Below are 25,321 nucleotides of genomic sequence, written 5' to 3'. Positions count from 1 at the left end.
GCTACTAAGTTGTGATACGATTTAGTAGCCTTTATTGAGGTGAGTTGTGTGAATGTGAAGAAATTGTTACAATTATTCGTTGGATATTTACAAATTGAAAGAAATTATTCAAAATATACAATTGCAAGTTATCAAAATGATTTAGAACATTTTGTGCAATTTATGGAGCGAGAAGGCATATCCTCTTTTTTAGACGTTACATACGCGGATGTTCGTTTGTACTTAACGACGTTGCACGATGAAAAGTTAGCCCGTAAATCTGTCGCAAGAAAAGTATCAAGCTTACGAAGTTTATATCGTTTTTTGATGCGTGAAGGTTATCGAAAAGATAATCCGTTTGCACTTGCGTCACTCCCCAAAAAAGAATTGTCAATCCCAAAGTTTTTATATGCTGAAGAGTTAGAGGAATTATTTGAAGTTTCTGACACGGGAACACCATTAGGTCAAAGGAATCAAGCTTTATTAGAGTTGATGTATGCGACTGGAATCCGTGTGAGTGAATGTGTCAATTTACAACTTACCGATATTGACTTTGCGGTGGGAACAATTTTAGTGATGGGAAAAGGAAAAAAACAAAGGTATATTCCGTTCGGAAGCTATGCGCAAGATTCTTTAATTACTTATATAGAGAATGGGAGAAAACAGTTAGTTAATAAGACTGACGAAGACTCTCGTATGGTATTTTTAAATGCGAAAGGTACACCGCTAACAAGTCGTGGAGTACGTTATGTTTTAAATGAACTCATTAAAAAGGCGTCACTGACAATGCGGATAAGTCCCCATATGTTAAGGCATACATTTGCTACACACATGTTAGATGAAGGGGCGGATTTACGTACTGTACAGGAGCTATTAGGTCATGAGAATTTGTCGACTACACAAATTTATACGCATGTCTCTAAAGAAAGATTGCGTTCTGTTTACATGAAGCATCACCCGCGGGCATAAATTGCTTTAAAAGCTATAAAAACAAATAAAGGAGTTTTTTCTATGGGGAATTTCCACGCTACAACGATATTTGCAGTTCATCATAATGGAGAATGTGCAATGGCTGGAGATGGTCAGGTGACAATGGGAAATGCTGTTGTAATGAAACATACAGCTCGTAAAGTTCGCAGACTTTTCCAAGGTAAAGTTTTAGCTGGTTTTGCAGGTTCAGTTGCTGATGCATTTACTCTTTTTGAAATGTTTGAAGGAAAATTAGAAGAGTATAATGGCAACTTGCAGCGTGCTGCTGTTGAAATGGCAAAACAATGGCGTGGCGATAAAATGTTACGTCAACTAGAAGCGATGCTCATTGTCATGGATAAAACAACTATGCTTCTTGTTTCAGGTACAGGAGAAGTGATTGAACCGGATGATGGTATTTTAGCAATTGGATCTGGTGGAAATTATGCGCTTTCTGCAGGTCGTGCTTTAAAGCAATATGCAAGTGAACACTTAACAGCGAAACAAATTGCGAAAGCGAGTTTAGAGATTGCTGGTGATATTTGTGTTTATACGAATCACAACATAATTGTTGAAGAATTGTAGAATCGTAAGGGAGGCATTTTATATGCATTTACATTTTACTCCGCGCCAAATTGTGGAAAAATTAGATCAATATATCATCGGTCAAAAAGACGCAAAGAAAGCGGTTGCTGTAGCGTTGAGAAATCGATACCGTCGCAGTAAATTAGCTGAAAATTTACGTGATGAAATAGCACCTAAAAACATTTTGATGATTGGACCGACAGGTGTTGGGAAAACAGAGGTAGCACGACGAATGGCGAAACTCGTTGGAGCACCTTTTATTAAGGTTGAGGCTACAAAATTCACAGAAGTTGGATATGTGGGTAGAGATGTAGAGTCGATGGTACGTGACCTTGTGGAAACATCGGTTCGTATCGTAAAAGAAGAAATGGTAGTGAAAGTTCAAGATAAAGCAGAAGAGCAAGCGAATCAACGTCTTGTTGAAATTTTAGTACCGAGTCCGGAGAAGCAATCTGGATTTAAAAATCCATTAGAGATGCTTTTTGGGGGCGCTCAAAATTCGAGTCAAACGTCTGATACACAAGAAGATGGTGAAATCGAAAAGAAACGTCAAGATGTGGAGAGAAAGCTTGCTGCAGGGCTTCTTGAAGAAGAGATTGTATCGATTGAAGTGACTGAGCAACAGTCGTCAATGTTTGATATGTTACAAGGAACTGGCATGGAGCAAATGGGAATGAATTTCCAAGATGCGTTAGGGAGTTTTATGCCGAAAAAAACAAAAAAACGTAAACTTTCTGTAAAAGAAGCAAGAAAACTCTTGACAAATGAAGAGGCACAGCGCTTAATTGATATGGATGAAGTTACACAAGAGGCTGTTTATCGTGCTGAACAGCTCGGGATTATTTTTATTGATGAAATTGACAAAATTGCTGGTAAGCAGTCGAATAGCGTAGATGTATCACGTGAAGGTGTGCAACGTGACATTTTGCCTATTGTAGAAGGGTCGAATGTTGCGACAAAATACGGATCAGTAAAAACGGATTATATTTTATTCGTTGCAGCTGGAGCGTTCCATATGTCTAAACCGTCGGATTTAATTCCGGAATTGCAAGGGAGATTTCCGATTCGAGTAGAATTAACAAAATTATCGACAGACGATTTTGTTAAAATATTAATCGAGCCTGACAATGCGTTAATTAAACAATATATGGCATTATTAGCGACCGAAGGTATAGAAATTGAATTTTCAGACGAAGCTATTCGTAAGATTGCTGAGATTGCTTATCAAGTTAATCAGGATACAGATAATATTGGAGCAAGAAGACTTCATACGATTATGGAGAAGCTCCTTGAAGATTTATCGTTTGAAGCATCTGAAATTACGTTAGAGAAAATAACGATAACCCCTCAATACGTTGAGGAGAAATTAGCAACAATTGCTAAAAATAAAGATGTGAGCCAGTTTATTTTGTAATAGTGTCATCAGGTGACTCGCCCTAGTTTCCAAGTGATGAAAAAATATGTGAGTAACATGTAGGAGGAACTTTTGAAATGGAATTATTAGCAAAAACAAGAAAATTAAATGCGTTATTACAGAGCGCAGCAGGGAAGCCTGTAAACTTTAGAGAAATGTCTGACACAATGTGTGAAGTAATCGAAGCAAACGTATTCGTAGTTAGTCGTCGTGGTAAATTACTAGGTTATGCAATTCACCAACAAATCGAAAACGAACGCATGAAGCAAATGCTTGCAGAACGTCAATTCCCAGAAGAATATACACAAAGCTTATTCAACATTACAGAAACATCTTCAAACTTAGATGTGAACAGTGCTTACACAGCATTCCCGGTAGAAAACAGAGAATTATTTGGTCAAGGTTTAACTACAATCGTACCAATCGTTGGTGGTGGTGAGCGTCTAGGTACATTAGTATTAGCTCGTCTTGGTCAAGAGTTCTTAGATGACGATTTAATCCTTGCTGAGTACAGCTCAACTGTTGTAGGCATGGAAATCTTACGTGAAAAAGCAGAAGAAATCGAAGAGGAAGCACGTAGTAAAGCTGTTGTTCAAATGGCGATCAGCTCATTATCTTACAGTGAGTTAGAAGCAATTGAGCATATCTTCGAAGAATTAAATGGAACAGAAGGTTTACTTGTTGCAAGTAAAATTGCTGATCGTGTAGGAATTACTCGTTCTGTAATCGTAAATGCACTACGTAAATTAGAAAGTGCTGGTGTAATTGAGTCTCGCTCTTTAGGTATGAAAGGAACATACATTAAAGTGCTAAACGACAAGTTTCTACAGGAACTTGCTAAATTAAAAACAAACTAATTTATAAAAAACTCTCCTCTATCGAGGAGAGTTTTTTTGTGCAATGGATTGATGGCGCTTGTGAAAAGTGCCATAAGCGTGTTTTCTGGGAAAACTATTAATTGTGTTTTACTTTTTTGCTTAAAAGAAATGAAGGTTGGTAATACTAGAATTCGAGTATGAACAAAGAAAGTTTTACATTGTTCGCATTTTCGACTTGATTGTAATATTTCAGTATGATATAGTAAGCAGTGGTGTCAGTACAAAGTACACACGTTTACTGATTTAAGTGTTGGTGCTACGTTTGTAGTTTCGCTTAGAGATGAAGTAAACGGAGGATATCAAAAACCATTTAGGAGGAACTATATTATGTCAGTAATTTCTATGAAGCAATTGCTTGAAGCTGGTGTTCATTTCGGACATCAAACTCGTCGTTGGAACCCAAAAATGAAGCGTTACATTTTCACAGAGCGTAACGGTATCTACATCATCGACTTACAAAAAACTGTGAAAAAAGTTGAGGAAGCTTACAGAACGATGCGCGACATCGCTGCTGAAGGTGGAGACATCTTATTCGTAGGTACTAAAAAACAAGCACAAGAAGCTATTAAAGAAGAAGCAACTCGTGCTGGTATGTACTTCGTTAACCAACGTTGGTTAGGCGGAACTTTAACAAACTTCCAAACAATCCAAAAGCGTATCAAGCGTCTTAAAGACATCGAAAGAATGCAAGAAGATGGTACTTTCGAAGTACTTCCTAAGAAAGAAGTTGTTCAACTTAAAAAAGAGTTAGAGCGTCTTGAGAAATTCTTAGGCGGTATTAAAGATATGAAAGGTCTTCCAAGTGCATTATTCGTAGTAGACCCTCGTAAAGAGCGTATTGCAGTTGCTGAAGCACGCAAATTACACATTCCAATCATCGGTATCGTTGATACAAACTGTGATCCAGACGAAATCGATCACGTTATCCCAGCAAACGATGATGCAATTCGTGCTGTAAAACTTCTTACATCTAAAATGGCAGACGCGATCCTTGAAGCAAAACAAGGTGAAGAAACTGTTACTGCGTAACAAAGTTGGAAAGGTGATAAGGGGTTCGGCCTTTTATCACCTTTTTTAAGGTATAAACACCTTTATAAAAGGTATAAATACATATTTTAGGAGGATGAAAAATATGGCAATCACTGCTCAAATGGTAAAAGAATTACGTGAAAAAACTGGCGCAGGTATGATGGACTGCAAAAAAGCTTTAACAGAAACTAACGGCGACATGGAGAAGGCAATTGACTTCTTACGCGAAAAAGGTATTGCGAAAGCTGCTAAAAAAGCAGACCGCATTGCTGCTGAAGGTTTAACTTTCATCGAAACAAACGGTAACGACGCTTTAATCTTAGAATTAAACTCTGAAACTGATTTCGTTGCGAAAAACGAAGGTTTCCAAGCACTAATTAAAGAATTAGCTGCTCACTTATTAACTAACAAACCAGCTAACGTTGAAGAAGCTATGGCTCAAACAATGGAAAACGGTAAAAACGTTGAAGAGCACATCAACGAAGCAATCGCTAAAATTGGTGAAAAACTTACACTTCGTCGTTTCGAAATCGTATCAAAAACTGATGCAGATGCATTCGGCGCTTACCTACACATGGGTGGACGCATTGGTGTATTAACAGTTCTTGAAGGTTCTACTGATGAAGCTGCTGCTAAAGATGTTGCAATGCACATCGCTGCAGTTAACCCTAAATACATCGACCGCGATGCTGTAACAGCTGAAGAAGTTGAGCATGAGCGTCAAGTATTAACACAACAAGCATTAAACGAAGGCAAGCCTGAAAAAATCGTTGCAAAAATGGTTGAAGGCCGTCTAGGCAAATTCTTCGAAGAGATTTGCTTACTTGACCAAGCATTCGTTAAAAACCCTGATATGAAAGTTCGTCAGTTCGTTGAGTCTAAAGGCGGAACATTAAAAGGATTCGTTCGCTACGCTGTTGGTGAAGGTATCGAAAAACGCGAAGACAACTTTGCTGAAGAAGTAATGAACCAAGTAAAAGGTAGTAACTAATACAGATTAGGGAACACATTGTGTTCCCTTTTTTAAAATAAAGATGTAAGCAATTGGAGGTTCATTATGAGTAAACCGAAATATAATCGTGTCGTTTTAAAGCTAAGTGGAGAAGCTTTAGCTGGAGAGCAAGGATTTGGAATTAATCCAACTGTTATTAAGTCAGTTGCAGAACAAGTAAAAGAAATTGCAGAACTTGATGTAGAGGTTGCTGTTGTTGTTGGTGGCGGTAACATTTGGCGTGGGAAAATTGGAAGTGAAATGGGCATGGATCGTGCAGGAGCAGATTACATGGGCATGTTAGCTACAGTTATGAATTCATTAGCTCTTCAAGATAGCTTGGAGAATATTGGAATCCAAACTCGTGTACAAACTTCAATTGAGATGCGTCAAGTGGCAGAGCCTTACATTCGCCGTAAAGCAGTTCGTCACTTAGAGAAAAAACGTGTTGTTATCTTTGCAGCAGGTACAGGTAATCCATACTTCTCTACAGATACAACAGCAGCATTACGTGCAGCGGAAATCGAAGCAGACGTTATTTTAATGGCAAAAAATAATGTGGATGGTGTATATAGCGCAGATCCATCTATTGACCCAACAGCTACGAAATACGAAACGCTTACTTACTTAGATGTATTAAAAGAAGGTTTAGGTGTAATGGATTCTACAGCTTCTTCTCTATGTATGGATAATGATATTCCATTAATTGTATTCTCAGTTATGGAAAAAGGTAATATTAAACGTGCCGTTTTAGGCGAAAATATTGGAACAGTTGTAAGGGGGAAATAAATATGGGACAACAAGTATTGAAGTCTTCAAATGAAAAAATGGAAAAAGCAGTTGCTGCTTATTCTCGTGAATTAGCAACAGTTCGCGCTGGTCGTGCAAGCTCGTCTGTATTAGATAAGGTACAAGTTGATTACTATGGTGCACCAACACCAGTTGTGCAATTAGCGAACATTACAGTTCCAGAAGCACGTTTACTTGTAATTCAACCTTATGATAAAACTTCTATCGGTGATATCGAAAAAGCAATTTTAAAAGCAGATTTAGGCTTAAACCCTTCTAATGATGGAACTGTAATTCGTATTGCATTCCCTGCATTAACAGAAGAGCGTCGTCGTGATCTTGTTAAAGTTGTGAAAAAATATGCTGAAGAAGCAAAAGTAGCTGTTCGTAACGTACGTCGTGACGGAAATGATGATCTTAAGAAGCTTGAAAAAGCTGGCGAGATTACAGAAGATGATTTAAGAGGATATACTGAAGATATCCAAAAAGAAACAGATAAATATATTGCAAAAGTTGACGAAATCGCAAAAAACAAAGAAAAAGAAATCATGGAAGTGTAATAGCGATAACTTCGCAAATATGACCCTCTTCTTAAGGGGGTCTTTTTACACTTTTAGGCATACGTCTGCTTGTTGGAGGGTATGAATGATGTTTAAAAACTTTCCTTTTTTTAAAGGTAAAAAGGACACATCGTTTGATCATCTCGTTGAAGAAGTGAAAAAAGGATATATCCCAGAACATATTGCCATCATTATGGATGGGAATGGAAGATGGGCAAAGAGGAGAGCAATGCCTCGTATTGCGGGACATCATGAAGGTATGCAAGTTGTAAAGAAAATTACAAAATTTGCAAGTAAACTTAATGTGAAAGTGTTAACTCTTTATGCTTTTTCAACTGAGAACTGGAAAAGACCGAAAAAGGAAGTTGATTATTTAATGAAGCTTCCAGAAGAATTTCTAGGTACATTTTTACCAGAATTGATTGAAGAAAACGTACAAGTCCGAGTAATAGGGCAAAAAGATCGTCTTCCTACGCATACACGCAGAGCGATGGAGAAAGCCATGGAAGATACGAAAGAGAATACGGGATTAATTCTTAATTTCGCGTTAAACTATGGAAGTCGAGATGAAATCGTTTCTGCTGTGCAACATATGATGAAAGATAATGAGGAAGGAAAAATTCGTTCTGAAGAGGTAAGTGAAGAAATGCTTTCCTCCTACTTAATGACGAGTTCTTTACCCGATCCAGAGTTGTTAATCCGAACAAGCGGAGAGCTACGTATTAGTAATTTCATGTTATGGCAAATTGCATATTCGGAGTTTTGGTTTACAGATGTGTATTGGCCAGACTTCAAAGAAGAACATTTGCTAAATGCGATTACTGACTTTCAACATAGAGGGCGCAGATTCGGAGGCGTGTAGAAAGAGAGGGTTTGGTAGTGAAACAGAGAATTATTACTGGAGTGGTTGCTGCCGCGCTATTCATTCCCATCGTAATATACGGTGGCGTGCCTTTTACGGTTTTAGTGTATGCACTTGCTTCTATAGGTTTATATGAATTAATTCGTATGAATAAGCTTACGCTTATTTCAGTACCGACAGTTTTAGCTGCAGTATTATTGTGGATTCTTTTAATTCCAAGTAGTGCATCAGAACTGTTTACATGGATTGGATTAGGTAAATTGGAAATCACATTTGTGATTGTTTTATTACTTTTATCATATACAGTCCTTTCTAAGAATACATTTACTTTTGATAATGCTTCATTTTTACTAATGGCAACGACATATGTGGCAATGGGATTCTTATATTTAAATGAAACGAGAATATTAGGAATTAAATATGTGTTTTGTGCATTATTTGTTATATGGGCTACTGATTCAGGCGCATATTTCGTAGGAAAAGCATTAGGCAAGAGAAAATTGTGGCCAGAAATTAGTCCAAATAAAACGATTGAAGGTTCATTAGGCGGCATCGTTTGTGGAATTATTGTGGCACTTGTTTACAACGTGTTCTTCCCAGTCGAATCGAATGTAGTAATTTTAATTGTGCTGACAATTATCATTTCTATTTTTGGACAAATTGGTGATTTAGTACAATCTGCTTTTAAACGTCATTATGGCGTAAAGGATTCAGGTACAATTTTACCTGGGCATGGTGGTATATTAGATCGAACAGATAGTTGGTTATTCGTTTTACCAATTCTCTACTTCTTATTACAATACAATTAATAAATGAACGAGGGGTTGGAGTCATGAAAAACATTAGTTTATTAGGTGCAAGCGGATCAATTGGTACACAAACTTTAGATGTATTACGCTCGCACCCAGACCAATTCCGTCTCGTTGCTTTTTCTGTAGGGAAAAATATTGACTACGCAGTAAAGGTAATTCAAGAATTTTCTCCGCAAATCGTCTCTGTGCAAAGAGAGGAAGATGTTTTAAAATTACAAACTGTTTCTGGTAATACAAAAATTGTATATGGTAGTGAAGGACTTTTAGAAGTAGCATTACATCCAGATGCGGAGATTGTAGTAAATGCTGTTGTAGGTAGCGTAGGGTTGTTACCGACACTTCGTGCGATTGAGGCGAAAAAAACAATTGGAATTGCAAATAAAGAAACGTTAGTAACTGCAGGACATCTTGTAATGGAAGCAGCGCGAAAACATAATGTTTCGTTACTTCCAGTAGATAGTGAACATTCGGCTATTTTTCAATGCTTGAATGGTGAAAATGAAAAAAGAATTTCTCGTCTTATTATAACGGCTTCTGGTGGAAGTTTCCGTGATAAAACGAGAGATGAATTGCATCATGTGACCGTAGAAGATGCGCTTCGACATCCAAACTGGTCAATGGGTTCGAAAATTACAATTGATTCTGCTACAATGATGAATAAGGGACTAGAAGTAATTGAAGCACATTGGCTTTTTGGTATCCCTTATGAGCAAATCGATGTTGTTTTACATAAAGAAAGTATTATCCATTCTATGGTTGAATTTGAAGATCGTAGTGTAATGGCGCAGCTTGGTTCACCTGATATGCGAGTACCAATTCAATACGCACTTACATATCCTGATAGATTGCCTCTTTCAGAAACAAAACAGTTAAACTTATGGGAAATAGGGACGTTGCATTTTGAGAAAATGGACCAAGAACGATTCCGTTGTTTACGTTTTGCGTATGAAGCTGGAAAAGCTGGTGGAAGTATGCCAGCTGTAATGAACGCAGCGAATGAAGTAGCTGTTGAAGCTTTTTTACAAAAGAGAATTGGTTTCTTAACAGTGGAAGACCTCATTGAAAAAGCAATGAACCATCACAATGTCATTGCACGTCCGAGCTTAGAGGAAATTCTGGAAATTGATGCAGCCACAAGACGGTTTGTGATGGAACAAATTTAGCAAAGGTGGTTATGGAATTGAATACAGCGATTGCCTTTATATTAATTTTCGGTGCACTCGTATTTTTCCATGAGCTAGGGCATCTATACTTCGCGAAAAGAGCAGGCATTTTATGCCGCGAGTTTGCGATTGGTTTTGGTCCGAAAATATTCTCATTTGAAAAGAATGAAACGGTGTATACGATTCGATTACTGCCTCTGGGTGGCTATGTAAGAATGGCTGGCGAGGATGCAGACACAGTTGAGTTAAAGCCAGGGAAAAAGGTTGGCCTTGTGCTAAATGAAAAAGACGAAGCTGTGAAATTAGTTTTTGATGGATATGAAAAATATCCAAATGTTCGTGTTATTGAAGTCGAACAAGCTGATTTAGAGCATAATCTAACGATTTCAGGCTATGAAGAGTATGAGGAAGAGCTTCAAACATTCCGAGTGAATAAAAAGGCTCGCATCATTACTGCTGGAGAAGAAATTCAAATTGCTCCATATAACAGGCAATTTGGCTCTAAAAAATTGGGTCAACGCGCTTTAACAATCTTTGCGGGTCCTGCAATGAACTTCATTTTAGCATTTGTTATTTTTGTGATTCTTGGATTTGTACAAGGGGTTCCTATTGACAAACCAATGGTCGGAAAAGTGATGGATAATAGTGCAGCACAGCAAGCTGGCCTGAAAGAGAATGATACAATTCAAGCGATTGATGGGAAAAACACAAGTACATGGAAAGATGTTGTTACTATTGTACGTGAAAACCCGAATAAAGAAATTACGTTACAAGTAAAGCGTGATAATGAACAGTTTAATGTGAAAGTAACGCCAACACTTGATAAAGAAGGAAAAGACGAAGTTGGTAGAATTGGTGTTTATTCTCCTGTAGAGAAAACAGTAATGGGTTCTATTAAATCAGGATTTGAACAAACGTACCAATGGACGAAACTAATTTTTGAATCTCTTGTGAAATTAGTAACTGGTCAATTTTCTATTAATGAGTTGTCAGGTCCAGTAGGAATTTATAATCTAACAGATCAAGTTGTAGATTATGGATTTACGCGTGTACTAAGTTTAGCGGCAGTTCTAAGCATTAATCTTGGTTTATTTAATTTATTACCAGTTCCTGCTTTAGATGGTGGCCGTTTATTCTTCTTCTTAATTGAAGCGTTACGAGGGAAACCAATTGACCGTCAAAAAGAAGGAATGGTTCATTTTATTGGTTTTGCATTATTAATGTTATTAATGTTAGTTGTAACATGGAATGACATTCGTAAGTTTTTCTTGTAAAATAGAATGAAACTAATAATGAAATAGAGCTCGTAGAATAAAATCCCTCACCTAATTCGAGGTGAGGGGTTTTACTGCGTGTAAGAGTAAAATGAAGAGGTGCAAATAAATGAAACAAAGTATGGTATTCAGTCCTACATTACGTGAAGTTCCAGCTGATGCTGAAATTAAGAGTCATCAATTATTACTTCGCGCAGGTTTTATGCGTCAAAATGCTTCTGGTATTTATAGTTTTCTACCATTTGGATTAAAAGTATTACACAAAGTAGAACGTATCGTTCGAGAAGAAATGGAGCGTGCAGGAGCTGTAGAATTATTAATGCCAGCTATGCAAGCTGCAGAATTATGGCAAGAATCAGGTCGTTGGTATTCATACGGATCTGAATTAATGCGTATGAAAGATCGTAACGCTCGTGAATTCGCATTAGGAGCGACACATGAGGAAGTAATTACGGATCTTGTGCGTGATGAAGTGAAATCATATAAAAAATTACCGTTAACATTATACCAAATTCAAACAAAATTCCGTGATGAGCAAAGACCTCGTTTCGGTTTATTACGTGGAAGAGAGTTTCTAATGAAAGATGCATACTCTTTCCATGCTACACAAGAGAGCTTAGATGAAGTATACGATCGCTTATATAAAGCATACTCTAACATTTTTGCTCGTTGTGGCTTGAATTTCCGTGCAGTTATTGCTGATTCTGGAGCAATGGGCGGAAAAGATACACATGAATTTATGGTATTATCTGATGTTGGTGAAGATACAATTGCATACTCTGACACATCTGATTATGCAGCAAACATCGAAATGGCTCCTGTTGTAGATACGTATACGAAGAGTGACGAAGCAGAAAAAGCTCTTGAAAAAGTAGCAACACCAGACCAAAAAGCAATTGAAGAAGTATCTGCATTCTTAAACATTGCAGCTGACAAGTGCATTAAGTCTATGGTATTTAAAGTAGATGAGAAATTAGTAGTTGTACTTGTTCGTGGTGATCACGAAGTAAACGATGTGAAAGTGAAAAATGTATACGGCGCTTCAGTTGTTGAGCTTGCTTCTCATGAAGAAGTAAAAGAATTATTAAATTGTGGAATTGGTTCATTAGGGCCGATTGGTGTAACAGGTGATATTGAAATTATTGCTGATCACGCTGTAGCATCAATTGTTAACGGATGTTCAGGAGCGAACGAAGAAGGATTCCATTATGTAAATGTAAATCCAGAACGTGACTTTAAAGTAAGTCAATATACAGATTTACGCTTCATTCAAGAAGGAGACCAATCTCCAGATGGAAACGGAACAATTCTTTTCGCACGCGGAATTGAAGTTGGTCATGTATTCAAATTAGGAACTCGTTATAGTGAAGCAATGAACGCGACATTCCTAGATGAAAACGGAAAAACACAACCACTTATTATGGGTTGTTACGGTATCGGTGTATCTCGTACAGTGGCAGCAATTGCAGAGCAGTTTAACGATGAGAACGGCTTAGTTTGGCCAAAAGCTGTAGCACCATTCCATGTGCATGTAATTCCAGTAAATATGAAATCTGATGCACAACGTGAAATGGGTGAAAATATCTACAACTCATTACAAGAACAAGGCTATGAAGTGTTATTAGACGATCGTGCAGAACGTGCAGGTGTTAAGTTTGCAGATGCAGATTTATTCGGTCTTCCAGTTCGCGTTACAGTTGGTAAAAAAGCAGACGAAGGTATTGTAGAAGTGAAAGTACGTGCTACAGGTGAGTCTGAAGAAGTAAAAGTAGAAGAACTTCAAACATATATTGCAAATATTTTAAAATAAGAAGAGGTACCTCGTAATGGGGTACCTTCTCTTTCTTTGTAAACGTATTTTGTAAAAGAAGAAGGAAGAAATCTTTCTTTGTAGTACGTTTCAATTTATAATAGCAAATGGAAGGAGAGTGCTTATGTCTTTAACAAATGAACAACAAGAGCGATTTCAAATTTTGCTCCAGCAGTTGCAAATACCAGACGACCTTATAAATCAATATTTACAAGGCGGTGGTATTGAAAGGCTCGTTATTGATAAAGCGAATAAAAGTTGGCATTTTGATTTACAAGTGCCACGTATTTTGCCTACAGAATTATATGAATTGCTAGAAACAAAGCTTAAGCAATCATTTTCTCATATTGCAAGAACAACATTTGCATTAGAAACAGAGAATAAACAATTTACAGAAGAAGAAGTAAGGGCGTATTGGCCACTTTGTACGGAACGAATTACATTTTCACCCATGTTCGCGTACTTAAAGAAGCAACTTCCGCAGGTGAATGGAGTGAAGTTGTTAATAAATGTAAATAATGAGCTGGAGTCTACTGCTTTAAAGAAAAACGTTGCGAAACCAGTGGGGGATCAATACGAAGCTTTTGGATTCCCGCGTTTCCAGTTAGACACACATATACAGCAAAATGCAGAAGAAATGCAAAAGTTTCGTGAGCAAACGCAGCAAGAAGACCGCGAGCGTGTTATACAAGCTATGGAAGAAATGGCGAAGAAACAAGCTGAAGAAAGCAGCGTTGTGCATGAAGGACCGATTACACTCGGGTATCTTATTAAGCCGGATGAAGAGATTACACCGATGCGAGAAATTCAAGATGAAGAAAGAAGAAAAACGGTTCAAGGATATGTCTTCCATGTAGAAACAAAAGAGCTTCGTAGTGGGCGTACGTTATTAACTTTAAAAATAACGGATTATACGGATTCTATTATGATCAAAATGTTCTCGCGTGACAAAGAAGATATTCCAATGCTGCAATCCTTGAAAAAAGGAATGTGGGTGAAAGCGCGTGGTTCTGTTCAAAACGATACATTCGTTCGAGATTTAGTAATGATTGCAAATGATATTAATGAAATAACAGGGCCGTCTCGTAAAGATAAAGCGCCAGAAGGCGAAAAGCGTGTAGAACTTCATCTTCACACTCCGATGAGCCAAATGGATGCTGTTACTCCTGTTTCTAGGCTTGTTGCCCAAGCTGGTAAATGGGGACATGAAGCTATTGCGGTTACAGACCATGCTGTGGCTCAGTCGTTCCCGGAGGCATATTCTGCGGGGAAAAAAGCTGGAGTTAAAGTTATATACGGTGTAGAAGCGAATTTAGTTAATGATGGTGTACCGATAGCGTATAACGAGGCGCATCGTTTACTTGCAGAGGAAACGTATGTTGTTTTCGACGTTGAGACGACAGGTTTATCAGCTGTATACGACACAGTCATTGAGTTGGCTGCCGTAAAAGTAAAGGGTGGCGAAATCATTGATCGCTTTGAATCTTTCGCAAATCCACATCAACCATTATCAGCGACGATTATTGAATTAACAGGTATTACAGATGATATGTTAACTGATGCACCAGAAGTGGACGAAGTGTTTAAAAAGTTTGAGAAATGGATGGGGGACCATACACTTGTTGCCCATAATGCAAGCTTTGATATGGGCTTTATTAACGTAGGTTTTAAAAAGGCTGGGTTAGAAAAAACGGATAACCCCGTTATTGATACGTTAGAACTTGCACGATTCTTATTCCCAGAAATGAAAAATCATCGATTAAATACGATGTGCAAAAAACTTGATATTGAATTAACGCAACATCACCGTGCGATTTATGATACAGAAGCGACGGGATATTTACTTGTGAAAATGTTGAAAGATGTAATTGAAAAGGGATTTGAATATCACGATCAATTAAATGATAGCATGGGACAAGGGGATGCGTATAAGCGTGGCCGTCCAAGTCATATGACGTTACTTGCCACATCAGATGTTGGGTTGAAAAATTTATATAAACTTGTTTCATATTCTCACCTTAATTACTTTTACCGTGTACCACGAGTACCGAGGTCACTATTAAAAAAATACCGTGAAGGAATTTTAGTAGGAACGGCTTGTGATAAAGGTGAAGTATTTGAGGCAATGATGCAAAAAGCTCCTGAAGAGGTAGAAGAAATTGCACAGTTCTATGATTACATTGAAGTAATGCCTCCAGAGGTGTTGCGTCATTTAGTAGAGCGTGAACTCGTTCGAGATGAAGGACAATTAAAAACAATTATCTCTAACTTAGTAAAACTAGGTGAGACGTTAGATAAACCAGTTGTCGCTACAGGGAACGTGCATTACTTAGATCCAGAAGATGCAATGTATCGTAAAATTTTAGTTAGTTCACAGGGCGGGGCAAATCCGTTAAATCGACATTCATTACCGCCAGTACATTTCCGTACAACTGATGAAATGCTAGAGTGTTTTTCATTTTTAGGTGAGGACAAAGCGAAAGAAGTTGTTGTAACGAATACACAAAAAGTTGCGTCATTAATTGGTGATGTTCGTCCGGTAAAAGATGATCTATATACACCGAAAATTGAGGGTGCCGATGATGAAACACGTGATATGAGTTATAAAATGGCACGCAGTATATATGGTGAAGAACTACCAGAAATTGTAGAGGCTCGCTTAGAAAAAGAATTGAAAAGTATTATTGGACATGGATTTGCCGTTATTTATTTAATCTCACATAAGCTTGTGAAAAAATCGTTAGTCGACGGATATCTAGTAGGTTCGCGTGGTTCAGTAGGTTCATCGTTCGTTGCAACGATGATGGAAATTACAGAAGTAAACCCATTACCACCACACTATGTCTGTCCAAAATGCAAGCAATCTGAATTCTTTAATGATGGTTCGGTAGGCTCTGGTTTCGACTTACCAGATAAAGATTGTCCGACATGTAATGTGGCATATGTAAAAGATGGACATGATATCCCATTCGAAACGTTCCTTGGATTCAAAGGAGATAAGGTACCCGATATCGATTTGAACTTCTCCGGGGAATACCAACCACGTGCCCATAACTATACGAAAGTACTGTTCGGTGAAGATTATGTATACCGTGCTGGAACGATTGGTACAGTTGCGGAAAAAACAGCTTATGGATATGTAAAAGGTTATGCAAATGATCACAATTTAACAATTCGGAATGCAGAGATTGACCGCTTAGTAGCGGGATGTACAGGGGTAAAACGTACAACTGGACAGCATCCAGGTGGTATTATCGTTGTGCCAGATTACATGGATATCTTTGATTTCTCCCCAATACAGTTTCCTGCTGATTCAATTGGTGCTGAGTGGAGAACAACGCATTTTGACTTCCACTCGATTCATGATAATTTATTGAAACTTGATATACTAGGACACGATGATCCGACCGTTATTCGTATGTTACAAGATTTAAGTGGTATTGATCCGAAAACAATCCCGACGGATGATCCAGAGGTAATGAAAATTTTCTCTGGTCCAGAAACGTTAGGGGTAACGGAAGAACAAATTAACTGTAAAACAGGTACACTTGGTATCCCAGAATTCGGTACGAAATTCGTAAGACAGATGTTAGAAGAGACAAAACCAACGACATTCTCAGAATTGGTCCAAATTTCTGGGCTGTCACATGGTACTGACGTATGGCTGGGTAATGCAAATGAGTTAATTTATAACGGTACATGTACGCTGAGTGAAGTTATCGGTTGTCGTGATGACATCATGGTATATTTAATCTATCAAGGTTTAGATCCATCATTAGCCTTCAAAATCATGGAGTCGGTTCGTAAAGGTAAAGGTGTACCGGAAGAATGGGAAGATGACATGAAAGGTAATAATGTACCAGGTTGGTATATTGATTCATGTAAGAAGATTAAATATATGTTCCCTAAAGCCCATGCGGCTGCTTACGTACTTATGGCTGTGCGTATCGCATACTTTAAAGTACATTTTGCACTTTTATTCTATGCGGCATATTTTACAGTCCGTGCAGATGATTTTGATGTAGAGGCGATGGCGAAAGGTTCAGCATCCATACGTGTGAAAATTGATGAAATAGCTCAAAAAGGATTGGATGCAGCGCCGAAAGAGAAAAGTTTATTAACGGTACTAGAAATGACGCTTGAAATGTGCGAGCGTGGATACTCATTCCAAAAGGTTGATTTATACCGTTCGCATGCAACGGAATTTATTATTGATGGAGACTCATTAATCCCTCCGTTTAATGCAGTGCCTGGTCTTGGTACGAACGCAGCCTTAAGTATTGTGGAAGCGCGCAAAAATGGAGACTTCTTATCAAAAGAAGACTTACAGCAACGAAGTAAGGTTTCGAAAACAATTATTGAGTATTTAGATAGCCAAGGTTGTTTAGGAGATTTGCCGGATCAAAACCAATTATCACTGTTCTAATAGGTAGGAAAAGTCTTTGCAAATCAATATTTGCTATGGTATACTATAAACCGAGATAACCATGTCATGTATATTTTGTGAAAAAGAGAGTGGGGAAACCCACTCTTTCGTGTTACTATCTACATTTTATTCATGTAGATAGTAAAGACATTTCTGTCGTATATACATATTTTGTTACAAGTTTTACTTCTTAAATTTAGTAATACTAAGACAGATATTCCCTGCTTAACGGCAGGGGCTTTTGTTAGCTAACGAGAAAGAATAAGATAGACCGTCTTTATGAACGGGATCTTTTCTTGTAAATGGTACATGGCGGCAGGAAGGAGGCTGTTTATGGATAAGAAAGTCACAGAAGTTGTAGAAGCATTTGCGCAGCCAATCGTTGAAGAGTTAAATCTTGAACTTGTAGATGTAGAGTATGTGAAAGAAGGACAAGACTGGTTCTTACGCGTATTCATCGATTCTGAAAAGGGAGTCGACATTGAAGAATGCGGTGCGGTAAGTGAACGTTTAAGCGAAGCTTTAGATAAAGAGGATCCAATTCCTCACCTTTACTTTTTGGATGTATCATCTCCTGGAGCAGAACGCCCATTAAAGAAAGAGAAAGACTTCCAGCAAGCGGTAGGAAAACAAGTGGCAATTAAAACATATGAGCCGATTGATGGCGAAAAGATGTTTGAAGGAAAGTTACTTTCCTACGACGGTACTACAATTACACTACTATTAACAATTAAAACACGTAAAAAAGAAATCCAAATTCCAATGGATAAAGTTGCAAATGCGCGACTTGCTGTTACGTTTTAGTAAGAAGGGGGATCTTCATGAGCACTGAGTTGTTAGATGCTTTGCTCGTATTAGAGTCAGAAAAAGGTATTAGTAAAGATATTATTATTGATGCGATTGAAGCAGCGTTAATCTCTGCTTATAAACGCAATTTTAACCAAGCACAAAACGTTCGTGTGAGCTTTAACCCAGAAGTGGGAACAATTCAAGTTTTAGCACGTAAGGACGTTGTTGATAATGTGTTTGATCCACGTCTTGAAATCTCTGTAGAAGAGGCAAGACAAATTAATCCAAACTACCAAGATGGCGACGTACTAGAAATTGAAGTAACGCCAAAAGATTTTGGTCGTATTGCAGCGCAAACTGCAAAACAAGTTGTAACACAACGAGTTCGTGAAGCAGAACGTGGTGTTATTTACTCAGAATTTAGTGATCGTGAAGAAGACATTATGGTTGGTATTGTACAACGCCAAGATGCTCGTTTCATCTACGTAAGCTTAGGTAAAGTAGAAGCTTTATTACCTGTAAGTGAGCAAATGCCAAATGAGCAATATAAGCCACATGATCGTATTCGCGTATTTATTACAAAAGTAGAAAAGACAACAAAAGGACCACAAATTTACGTATCACGTACACATCCTGGTCTTTTAAAACGTTTATTCGAAATGGAAGTTCCAGAAATTTATGATGGAACTGTAGAAATTCGCTCTGTAGCGCGCGAAGCAGGAGATCGTTCTAAAATCTCTGTGCATGCAGAAAACATTGATGTTGATCCAGTTGGTTCTTGCGTAGGACCGAAAGGACAACGTGTACAACGTGTTGTAGATGAACTAAAAGGTGAAAAGATTGACATCGTTCGCTGGTCAAATGATCCAGTTGAATATGTTGCAAATGCTTTAAGCCCATCACAAGTTGTTAAAGTACTTGTAGATGAAGATGAAAAAGCAACAACTGTTGTTGTTCCAGACCACCAGCTATCATTAGCTATCGGTAAGCGTGGACAAAATGCGCGTCTTGCAGCTAAATTAACAGGCTGGAAAATTGATATTAAAAGTGAGTCTGATGCGAAACAACTTGGAATTGTAACAGAAGAAGATAGCGTAATCGCATTCGGATTCGATTCAGTTGAAGACGAAATCGAATAGAGGTGATGAGTATGAGCAATCGAAAAGTTCCGTTACGAAAATGTATCGCGACGCAAGAGATGAAATCAAAACGAGAGCTCGTTCGCATTGTTCGTTCCAAAGAGGGCGAAGTGTCTATTGATTTATCTGGAAAAAAATCAGGACGAGGTGCATATTTGTCAAAAGATAAAGAATGCATTATGCAAGCCCAAAAGAAAAACATTTTGGAACATCATCTAAAAGCGAAAATCGACAGTTCTCTGTACGAAGAGCTTCTTGAGCTTGTTGAGAAGGAGTCGAAATAAGTGTCCGATTGGAAATCGTTTTTAGGACTAGCAAATCGCGCTCGAAAAATCATTTCGGGTGAAGAACTCGTTTTAAAAGAAGTACGAAGTGGTAAAGCAAAGCTCGTATTGCTTTCTGAAGATGCGTCAGCGAACACTACTAAACGTATCACTGATAAAACGACGTACTACAACGTACCAATGAAAAAAGTCGAAAATCGACAACAATTAGGGCATGCGATTGGGAGAGACGAGCGAGTCGTTGTAGCTGTGTTAGATGAAGGCTTTGCGAAAAAGCTACGTAGCATGCTCGATACAAATTACCGGGGGTGAAGGTATGAGTAAAATTCGAGTACATGAATATGCAAAAAAAAATAATATCTCAAGTAAAGATCTTATGACAAAACTTAAAGAGATGAATATCGAGGTTTCGAATCATATGACAATGTTAGAAGATGAAGTAGTAAATAAATTAGATAATGAATATAACACTGGAGCGGAAAAACCTTCTGTTGCAGATGAGTTTGAAGTAGAAGAGAAAGTTGTTCGCAGTAAAAAGAACAGCAATAAGAAAAAGAAAAAAGGCAAAGGAAATGAAGACAAACGTCAAGATAACTTTGCTGGAAGACAACAAACGCAAATAGTAGAAACACCAGATAAAATTACTTTCTCTGGAAGCCTTACAGTAGGTGAACTTGCTAAAAAGTTAAGTAAAGAGCCATCTGAAATTATTAAAAAGCTCTTCATGCTTGGAATTATGGCAACAATTAACCAAGACTTGGATAAAGATACAATTGAGTTAATTGCTACTGATTACGGTATTGAAGTAGAAGAAGAAGTAGTTGTAAGTGAAACTGAGTTTGAAACATTCATTGATGAGCAAGATGATGAAGAAAACTTAAAAGAGCGTCCAGCTGTTGTTACGATTATGGGGCACGTTGACCATGGTAAAACAACATTACTTGACTCAATTCGTAATTCAAAAGTAACTGCTGGCGAAGCGGGTGGAATTACTCAGCATATTGGTGCATACCAAGTTGAAGTAAATGATAAGAAAATTACATTCTTAGATACGCCTGGTCACGCGGCATTTACAACGATGCGTGCTCGTGGTGCGCAAGTAACTGATATTACAATCCTTGTTGTTGCAGCTGATGACGGTGTTATGCCTCAAACAGTTGAAGCGATTAGCCATGCAAAAGCAGCTGGAGTACCAATTATTGTTGCTGTGAATAAAATGGATAAACCAGCGGCGAATCCTGATCGTGTAATGCAAGAATTAACAGAATATGAATTAGTTCCAGAAGCTTGGGGCGGAGATACAATTTTCGTACCAATTTCTGCAATCCAAGGCGAGGGAATTGACAACTTGCTAGAGATGATTCTTCTTGTAAGTGAAGTAGAAGAATATAAAGCAAACCCAAATCGTTATGCAACGGGTACTGTAATTGAAGCACAGCTTGATAAAGGTAAAGGAACTATCGCGACATTATTAGTTCAAAACGGTACACTTCGAGTTGGAGATCCAATCGTTGTTGGAACTTCATTCGGGCGTGTTCGTGCAATGGTAAGTGATATTGGTCGTCGTGTAAAAGTTGCTGGTCCATCAACTCCTGTTGAAATTACAGGTTTAAATGAAGTACCACAAGCTGGAGATCGTTTCATGGCATTCGCTGATGAGAAGAAAGCTCGTCAAATCGGTGAATCACGTGCACAAGAAGCGTTAGTTGCACAACGTGGTGAGAAATCTAAATTAAGCCTTGAAGATTTATTCCAACAAATCCAAGAGAGCGATGTAAAAGAAATCAACTTAATCGTAAAAGCAGACGTACAAGGTTCTGTTGAAGCGATGGCAGCGTCACTTCGTAAAATTGATGTTGAAGGCGTAAAAGTTAAAATCATTCACACTGGTGTAGGTGCGATTACAGAATCTGATATCATTTTAGCTTCTGCATCTAATGCAATTGTAATTGGATTTAACGTACGTCCGGATGTGAACGCGAAGCGTACAGCTGAATTAGAGAACGTTGATGTTCGCTTACACCGCATTATCTACAAAGTAATCGAAGAAATTGAATTAGCAATGCAAGGTATGCTGGATCCAGAATTCGAAGAAAAAGTAATCGGTCAAGCGGAAGTTCGTCAAACATTCAAGGTAACAAAAGTTGGAACAATCGCAGGTTGTTACGTAATTGACGGTAAAATTACACGCGATAGTGGCGTTCGTATTATCCGCGATGGTATCGTAATTTTCGAAGGACAACTTGATACGTTAAAACGTTTCAAAGACGACGTAAAAGAAGTTGCACAAAACTATGAGTGTGGTATTACAATTGAAAGATATAATGACCTTAAAGAAGGGGACATCATTGAAGCATACGTTATGGAAGAAGTGAAGCGATGATTGTCGCTTCACTCTCATTCGAGTGTATGATTTACGATGTGCATTCTTTAAAAGAGAAACGGGCAATTTTGCAACGAGTGCTAACTCGTGTGAAACAGCGCTATAATGTAGCTGTTTCTGAAGTTGGGCATCAAGATGTATGGCAACGTACAGAAATTGCGGTTGTTTCCGTATCCTCAAATCGTGTTATCTGTGAAAAAGAAATGAATCGTGTACTGGAGTACATCGATTCATTTCCTGAAATTGAACGTACGATAACACAATTGGAATGGTATTGAATGAGGTGAAGAGTTATGAAATTACGTGCAAACCGTGTAGGCGAGCAAATGAAAAAAGAATTAGGCGACATCATCAGTCGTAAAATTAAAGACCCACGTATCGGATTTGTTACAGTAACAGATGTACAAGTGAGTGGTGATTTGCAAATTGCCAAAGTATATATTTCTGTTTTAGGTGACGAAGAACAGAAAGAAAATACGTTAAAAGGTTTAGCGAAGGCAAAAGGCTTTATTCGTTCAGAAATTGGCCAACGTATTCGTCTTCGTAAAACACCGGAAATTACCTTTGAGTTTGATGAGTCTATCGGATATGGTCATCGAATTGATACACTTTTACATGAAATTAATAAAGACGGTAAACGTGAAGAATAATGGATAGACATTTGTCTATCCATTTTTTCAATGCAAAATAAGTTTTGGATATTTACTACGAAAGAATTATGATGAGGTGAACATATATGGAAGGTGTAGTATTATTACATAAGCCAAAAGGCATGACATCACATGATTGTGTATTTAAATTAAGAAAGATATTGCGAGAAAAGAGAATTGGTCATACGGGAACATTAGACCCAGATGTAACGGGAGTATTGCCACTTTGTGTGGGGAGAGCAACGAAGATTGCACAATTTTTAACAAGTGAAACGAAAACATATGAAGGTGAAGTAACATTAGGGTTTTCAACAACAACAGAAGATGCTTCTGGTGAAGTTGTGGAGAAACAAGATGTAAACCGTGTTATTACACGTAAAGAAGTAGAAGAGGTACTAGCGGAATTAACAGGCACGATTGAACAAATGCCACCAATGTTCTCAGCTGTAAAAGTAAACGGGAAAAAATTATATGAATATGCAAGAGCAGGACAAGAGGTGGAACGTCCAGTTCGTACAATTACGATTCATGAATTCGTATTACTTGATGACCGTGAAGTTTTTGAAGGAGAAAATATTTCATTCCGTTTCCGTGTAACGTGTAGTAAAGGAACATATGTAAGAACGTTAGCGGTAATGATCGGGGAGAAACTTGGTTTCCCATCACATATGTCTCACCTTGTAAGAACGGCATCTGGTGAATTTTTATTAGAAGATTGCATATCATTTGAAGAAATTGAAGAAAACGTGCAAAATGGAACAGTAGAGTCTATCTTCATTTCAATTGATGAAGCATTAAGTAAGTTTCCAAAAATGGTTGTAGATGAAAAGCAAGCAGAGAAAATCAAGAATGGTATGTTCTTAAAGAATGAATTAGAAATAACAGCACCATTTATTACAGTGTTTGATAAAAATGATCGTTGCTTAGCAATTTATGAACATCATCCGAAACATCCTGGCATGTTAAAGCCGATGAAAGTACTTGTGAATAATCAAGAACTAAAGCTATAATGAATTATTGGAAGGATTATTACAGAAAAAGGTGAATTCAAGCGTGAAACTTATTCATTTAACTCATCCACATGAACAAAATAAATTAGAATTACCACCTACTGTAATGGCATTAGGATTTTTTGATGGCATTCATTTAGGACATCAATGTGTAATTCGAACTGCGAAAAAAATAGCGGACGACCGAGGATATAAAAGTGCAGTTATGACATTTCATCCTCATCCATCTGTTGTTTTAGGGAAAAAGGATGCGCATGTGGAGTATATTACACCAATGCGTGATAAAGAAAAAATAGTCGAAAGCTTAGGAATCGATATATTATATGTGATTAAATTTGATGAATCATTTGCGGGGTTATTACCACAACAATTTGTAGATGATTATATTATTGGTTTAAATGTAAAGCATGTAGTAGCAGGGTTTGATTATTCATATGGACGTTTAGGAAAAGGAAAGATGGAGACTTTACCATTTCATGCAAGAGGGGAGTTTACACAGACTGTGATTGAAAAAGTTGAATTTCAAGAAGAGAAAGTAAGTTCTACAGCATTACGAAAGTTAATTCGAAATGGCGAAATGGAACAAATTCCATCTATTTTAGGTAGAGCCTATACTGTAACGGGAACAGTTATACACGGCGACAAACGTGGGCGTCAAATTGGTTTTCCAACAGCTAATGTAGGTTTAAGTGATGAGTATTTATTGCCACCTGTAGGTGTTTATGCAGTGAGATTAAAAGTTCACGATGAATGGTACGATGGTGTATGTAATATTGGATATAAACCGACTTTTAAAGAAGATGGGCGCCAATTATCAATTGAAGTGCACTTATTTGAATTTAACAAAGATATATACGATCAAAATGTTACAGTAGAGTGGCATATGCGTATAAGAGAAGAGAAGAAATTCAATGGCATTGATGAGTTAGTTGAACAAATCGCAAAAGATAAGAAAACAGCACAAGAATATTTTGCGAGCGAAAAGAATATACTTGCTTTTTCAAATGAAAAGTAGTATTCTATGTTATGTACTTTATGACAACCATTGCTTGGCATTGCGACTCACCGACGCTTGCTAGGTAATTGGGGGTTTAATTAATAGGAGGTGAAATAGGATGGCTTTAACACAAGAGCGTAAAAATGAAATCATTGCACAATTTAGAACTCATGAGACTGATACTGGTTCTCCAGAGGTTCAAATTGCTGTCCTAACGGAGCAAATTAACACTCTAAACGAGCACTTACGTACTCACAAGAAAGATCATCATTCACGTCGTGGTCTATTAAAGATGGTTGGTAAACGTCGTAATTTACTAACTTACCTTCGTAATAGCGATATCACACGTTACCGTGAATTAATCACAAAGCTTGGCTTACGTCGATAGTCAAAGAAGCGGGAATATTCCCGCTTTTTTGTTAGGTAAAAATATATCTTCTACGCTTTATAGCTTACTTAATTTTAGGCAATACTAGAGGTAGAATATTGTGATATACTATCCATTTACATAGAAGAATTGAATACTTT

24 protein-coding genes are annotated in these 25,321 nt (G+C 37.7%); all 24 read left to right on the top strand.

Features of this window, described 5'->3' with window-relative positions:
* Window positions 1–48: 48 nt before the first annotated feature.
* The 24 genes from xerC to rpsO all read left to right on the top strand — a co-directional run bounded on the left by xerC (window position 49) and on the right by rpsO (window position 25,181).
* The gene (gene xerC, locus DN400_RS20080; RefSeq protein ID WP_001101245.1) at window positions 49–948 is read left to right on the top strand and encodes a tyrosine recombinase XerC; all 900 of its coding nucleotides are present in this window, start codon (window positions 49–51) and stop codon (window positions 946–948) included.
* Between the two features lie 42 nt (window positions 949–990).
* The gene (gene hslV / locus DN400_RS20075) at window positions 991–1,533 is read left to right on the top strand and encodes an ATP-dependent protease proteolytic subunit HslV (RefSeq protein WP_000526274.1); all 543 of its coding nucleotides are present in this window, start codon (window positions 991–993) and stop codon (window positions 1,531–1,533) included.
* A 22-nt stretch (window positions 1,534–1,555) separates the two neighbouring features.
* On the top strand, window positions 1,556–2,947 hold the full coding sequence (gene hslU, locus DN400_RS20070; RefSeq protein WP_000550085.1) for an ATP-dependent protease ATPase subunit HslU: 1,392 nt from the start codon (window positions 1,556–1,558) through the stop codon (window positions 2,945–2,947).
* Window positions 2,948–3,024: 77 nt separating this feature from the next.
* Window positions 3,025–3,804: a GTP-sensing pleiotropic transcriptional regulator CodY gene (gene codY / locus DN400_RS20065; RefSeq protein ID WP_000421290.1), complete on the top strand. Its 780-nt coding sequence runs from the start codon at window positions 3,025–3,027 to the stop codon at window positions 3,802–3,804.
* A 348-nt stretch (window positions 3,805–4,152) separates the two neighbouring features.
* Window positions 4,153–4,854 (top strand): 30S ribosomal protein S2, encoded by a 702-nt coding sequence (gene rpsB, locus DN400_RS20060; RefSeq protein WP_000111485.1) that lies wholly within the window; start codon window positions 4,153–4,155, stop codon window positions 4,852–4,854.
* Window positions 4,855–4,957: 103 nt separating this feature from the next.
* Window positions 4,958–5,845, top strand: coding sequence for a translation elongation factor Ts (gene tsf / locus DN400_RS20055; RefSeq protein WP_001018577.1), 888 nt, complete (start codon window positions 4,958–4,960; stop codon window positions 5,843–5,845).
* 66 nt (window positions 5,846–5,911) lie between these two features.
* Window positions 5,912–6,634, top strand: a complete 723-nt coding sequence (pyrH, locus tag DN400_RS20050; protein WP_000042669.1) for a UMP kinase — start codon at window positions 5,912–5,914, stop codon at window positions 6,632–6,634.
* 2 nt (window positions 6,635–6,636) lie between these two features.
* On the top strand, window positions 6,637–7,194 hold the full coding sequence (frr, locus tag DN400_RS20045; protein ID WP_000531505.1) for a ribosome recycling factor: 558 nt from the start codon (window positions 6,637–6,639) through the stop codon (window positions 7,192–7,194).
* Between the two features lie 85 nt (window positions 7,195–7,279).
* Window positions 7,280–8,056 carry an isoprenyl transferase gene (gene uppS, locus DN400_RS20040; RefSeq protein ID WP_000971296.1) on the top strand — a complete coding sequence of 259 codons (777 nt, stop codon included), beginning with the start codon at window positions 7,280–7,282 and terminating at the stop codon, window positions 8,054–8,056.
* Window positions 8,057–8,073: 17 nt separating this feature from the next.
* Complete coding sequence (gene cdsA, locus DN400_RS20035) at window positions 8,074–8,865, top strand: phosphatidate cytidylyltransferase (RefSeq protein ID WP_000813592.1); 792 nt, start codon at window positions 8,074–8,076, stop codon at window positions 8,863–8,865.
* A gap of 23 nt (window positions 8,866–8,888) precedes the next feature.
* On the top strand, window positions 8,889–10,031 hold the full coding sequence (gene dxr, locus DN400_RS20030) for a 1-deoxy-D-xylulose-5-phosphate reductoisomerase (RefSeq protein WP_000790380.1): 1,143 nt from the start codon (window positions 8,889–8,891) through the stop codon (window positions 10,029–10,031).
* A gap of 17 nt (window positions 10,032–10,048) precedes the next feature.
* Window positions 10,049–11,305, top strand: a complete 1,257-nt coding sequence (rseP, locus tag DN400_RS20025) for an RIP metalloprotease RseP (protein ID WP_071713501.1) — start codon at window positions 10,049–10,051, stop codon at window positions 11,303–11,305.
* 109 nt (window positions 11,306–11,414) lie between these two features.
* On the top strand, window positions 11,415–13,115 hold the full coding sequence (locus DN400_RS20020; protein WP_000814317.1) for a proline--tRNA ligase: 1,701 nt from the start codon (window positions 11,415–11,417) through the stop codon (window positions 13,113–13,115).
* Window positions 13,116–13,239: 124 nt separating this feature from the next.
* A complete protein-coding gene (locus tag DN400_RS20015; protein WP_098255746.1) occupies window positions 13,240–17,541 on the top strand; it encodes a PolC-type DNA polymerase III in 4,302 nt (1,433 codons plus the stop codon).
* Window positions 17,542–17,874: 333 nt separating this feature from the next.
* On the top strand, window positions 17,875–18,345 hold the full coding sequence (rimP, locus tag DN400_RS20010) for a ribosome maturation factor RimP (protein ID WP_000359095.1): 471 nt from the start codon (window positions 17,875–17,877) through the stop codon (window positions 18,343–18,345).
* A gap of 17 nt (window positions 18,346–18,362) precedes the next feature.
* Complete coding sequence (gene nusA / locus DN400_RS20005; protein WP_000102598.1) at window positions 18,363–19,469, top strand: transcription termination factor NusA; 1,107 nt, start codon at window positions 18,363–18,365, stop codon at window positions 19,467–19,469.
* Between the two features lie 11 nt (window positions 19,470–19,480).
* A complete protein-coding gene (gene rnpM / locus DN400_RS20000) occupies window positions 19,481–19,753 on the top strand; it encodes an RNase P modulator RnpM (RefSeq protein ID WP_000071125.1) in 273 nt (90 codons plus the stop codon).
* Entirely contained in the window at window positions 19,754–20,065 is a 312-nt protein-coding gene (locus DN400_RS19995) for a YlxQ family RNA-binding protein (RefSeq protein WP_001286522.1), read from the top strand.
* A 4-nt stretch (window positions 20,066–20,069) separates the two neighbouring features.
* Window positions 20,070–22,136 (top strand): translation initiation factor IF-2, encoded by a 2,067-nt coding sequence (gene infB / locus DN400_RS19990; RefSeq protein ID WP_000036347.1) that lies wholly within the window; start codon window positions 20,070–20,072, stop codon window positions 22,134–22,136.
* A complete protein-coding gene (locus DN400_RS19985; RefSeq protein ID WP_000634350.1) occupies window positions 22,133–22,414 on the top strand; it encodes a DUF503 domain-containing protein in 282 nt (93 codons plus the stop codon). The genes infB and DN400_RS19985 overlap by 4 nt, the downstream gene beginning before the upstream one ends.
* A 15-nt stretch (window positions 22,415–22,429) precedes the next feature.
* Window positions 22,430–22,786 carry a 30S ribosome-binding factor RbfA gene (gene rbfA, locus DN400_RS19980; protein WP_000776437.1) on the top strand — a complete coding sequence of 119 codons (357 nt, stop codon included), beginning with the start codon at window positions 22,430–22,432 and terminating at the stop codon, window positions 22,784–22,786.
* Between the two features lie 86 nt (window positions 22,787–22,872).
* Complete coding sequence (truB, locus tag DN400_RS19975; protein ID WP_000399362.1) at window positions 22,873–23,796, top strand: tRNA pseudouridine(55) synthase TruB; 924 nt, start codon at window positions 22,873–22,875, stop codon at window positions 23,794–23,796.
* Between the two features lie 43 nt (window positions 23,797–23,839).
* Window positions 23,840–24,811, top strand: coding sequence for a bifunctional riboflavin kinase/FAD synthetase (gene ribF, locus DN400_RS19970; RefSeq protein WP_000766705.1), 972 nt, complete (start codon window positions 23,840–23,842; stop codon window positions 24,809–24,811).
* 100 nt (window positions 24,812–24,911) lie between these two features.
* Window positions 24,912–25,181: a 30S ribosomal protein S15 gene (gene rpsO, locus DN400_RS19965; protein ID WP_001229392.1), complete on the top strand. Its 270-nt coding sequence runs from the start codon at window positions 24,912–24,914 to the stop codon at window positions 25,179–25,181.
* Window positions 25,182–25,321: the final 140 nt, after the last annotated feature.

It is taken from the genome of Bacillus sp. AR8-1, from assembly GCF_008042345.1.
In the GTDB taxonomy this organism is placed as follows: Bacteria; Bacillota; Bacilli; order Bacillales; family Bacillaceae_G; genus Bacillus_A; species Bacillus_A cereus.
The sequence above is the reverse complement of the archived record's forward strand: the minus strand, read 5'-3'. Positions and strand labels throughout refer to the sequence as shown.

Excerpts from the sequence above, each read along its gene's own strand:
- tsf (WP_001018577.1), top strand. The coding sequence starts at position 4,958 with ATGGCAATCACTGCTCAAATGGTAAAAGAATTACGTGAAAAAACTGGC.
- rpsB (WP_000111485.1), top strand. The coding sequence starts at position 4,153 with ATGTCAGTAATTTCTATGAAGCAATTGCTTGAAGCTGGTGTTCATTTC.
- uppS (WP_000971296.1), top strand. The coding sequence starts at position 7,280 with ATGATGTTTAAAAACTTTCCTTTTTTTAAAGGTAAAAAGGACACATCG.
- frr (WP_000531505.1), top strand. The coding sequence starts at position 6,637 with ATGGGACAACAAGTATTGAAGTCTTCAAATGAAAAAATGGAAAAAGCA.
- hslU (WP_000550085.1), top strand. The coding sequence starts at position 1,556 with ATGCATTTACATTTTACTCCGCGCCAAATTGTGGAAAAATTAGATCAA.
- DN400_RS20020 (WP_000814317.1), top strand. The coding sequence starts at position 11,415 with ATGAAACAAAGTATGGTATTCAGTCCTACATTACGTGAAGTTCCAGCT.
- codY (WP_000421290.1), top strand. The coding sequence starts at position 3,025 with ATGGAATTATTAGCAAAAACAAGAAAATTAAATGCGTTATTACAGAGC.
- DN400_RS19985 (WP_000634350.1), top strand. The coding sequence starts at position 22,133 with ATGATTGTCGCTTCACTCTCATTCGAGTGTATGATTTACGATGTGCAT.
- dxr (WP_000790380.1), top strand. The coding sequence starts at position 8,889 with ATGAAAAACATTAGTTTATTAGGTGCAAGCGGATCAATTGGTACACAA.
- pyrH (WP_000042669.1), top strand. The coding sequence starts at position 5,912 with ATGAGTAAACCGAAATATAATCGTGTCGTTTTAAAGCTAAGTGGAGAA.
- rpsO (WP_001229392.1), top strand. The coding sequence starts at position 24,912 with ATGGCTTTAACACAAGAGCGTAAAAATGAAATCATTGCACAATTTAGA.
- rnpM (WP_000071125.1), top strand. The coding sequence starts at position 19,481 with ATGAGCAATCGAAAAGTTCCGTTACGAAAATGTATCGCGACGCAAGAG.
- truB (WP_000399362.1), top strand. The coding sequence starts at position 22,873 with ATGGAAGGTGTAGTATTATTACATAAGCCAAAAGGCATGACATCACAT.
- DN400_RS20015 (WP_098255746.1), top strand. The coding sequence starts at position 13,240 with ATGTCTTTAACAAATGAACAACAAGAGCGATTTCAAATTTTGCTCCAG.
- rbfA (WP_000776437.1), top strand. The coding sequence starts at position 22,430 with ATGAAATTACGTGCAAACCGTGTAGGCGAGCAAATGAAAAAAGAATTA.
- rimP (WP_000359095.1), top strand. The coding sequence starts at position 17,875 with ATGGATAAGAAAGTCACAGAAGTTGTAGAAGCATTTGCGCAGCCAATC.
- infB (WP_000036347.1), top strand. The coding sequence starts at position 20,070 with ATGAGTAAAATTCGAGTACATGAATATGCAAAAAAAAATAATATCTCA.
- nusA (WP_000102598.1), top strand. The coding sequence starts at position 18,363 with ATGAGCACTGAGTTGTTAGATGCTTTGCTCGTATTAGAGTCAGAAAAA.
- hslV (WP_000526274.1), top strand. The coding sequence starts at position 991 with ATGGGGAATTTCCACGCTACAACGATATTTGCAGTTCATCATAATGGA.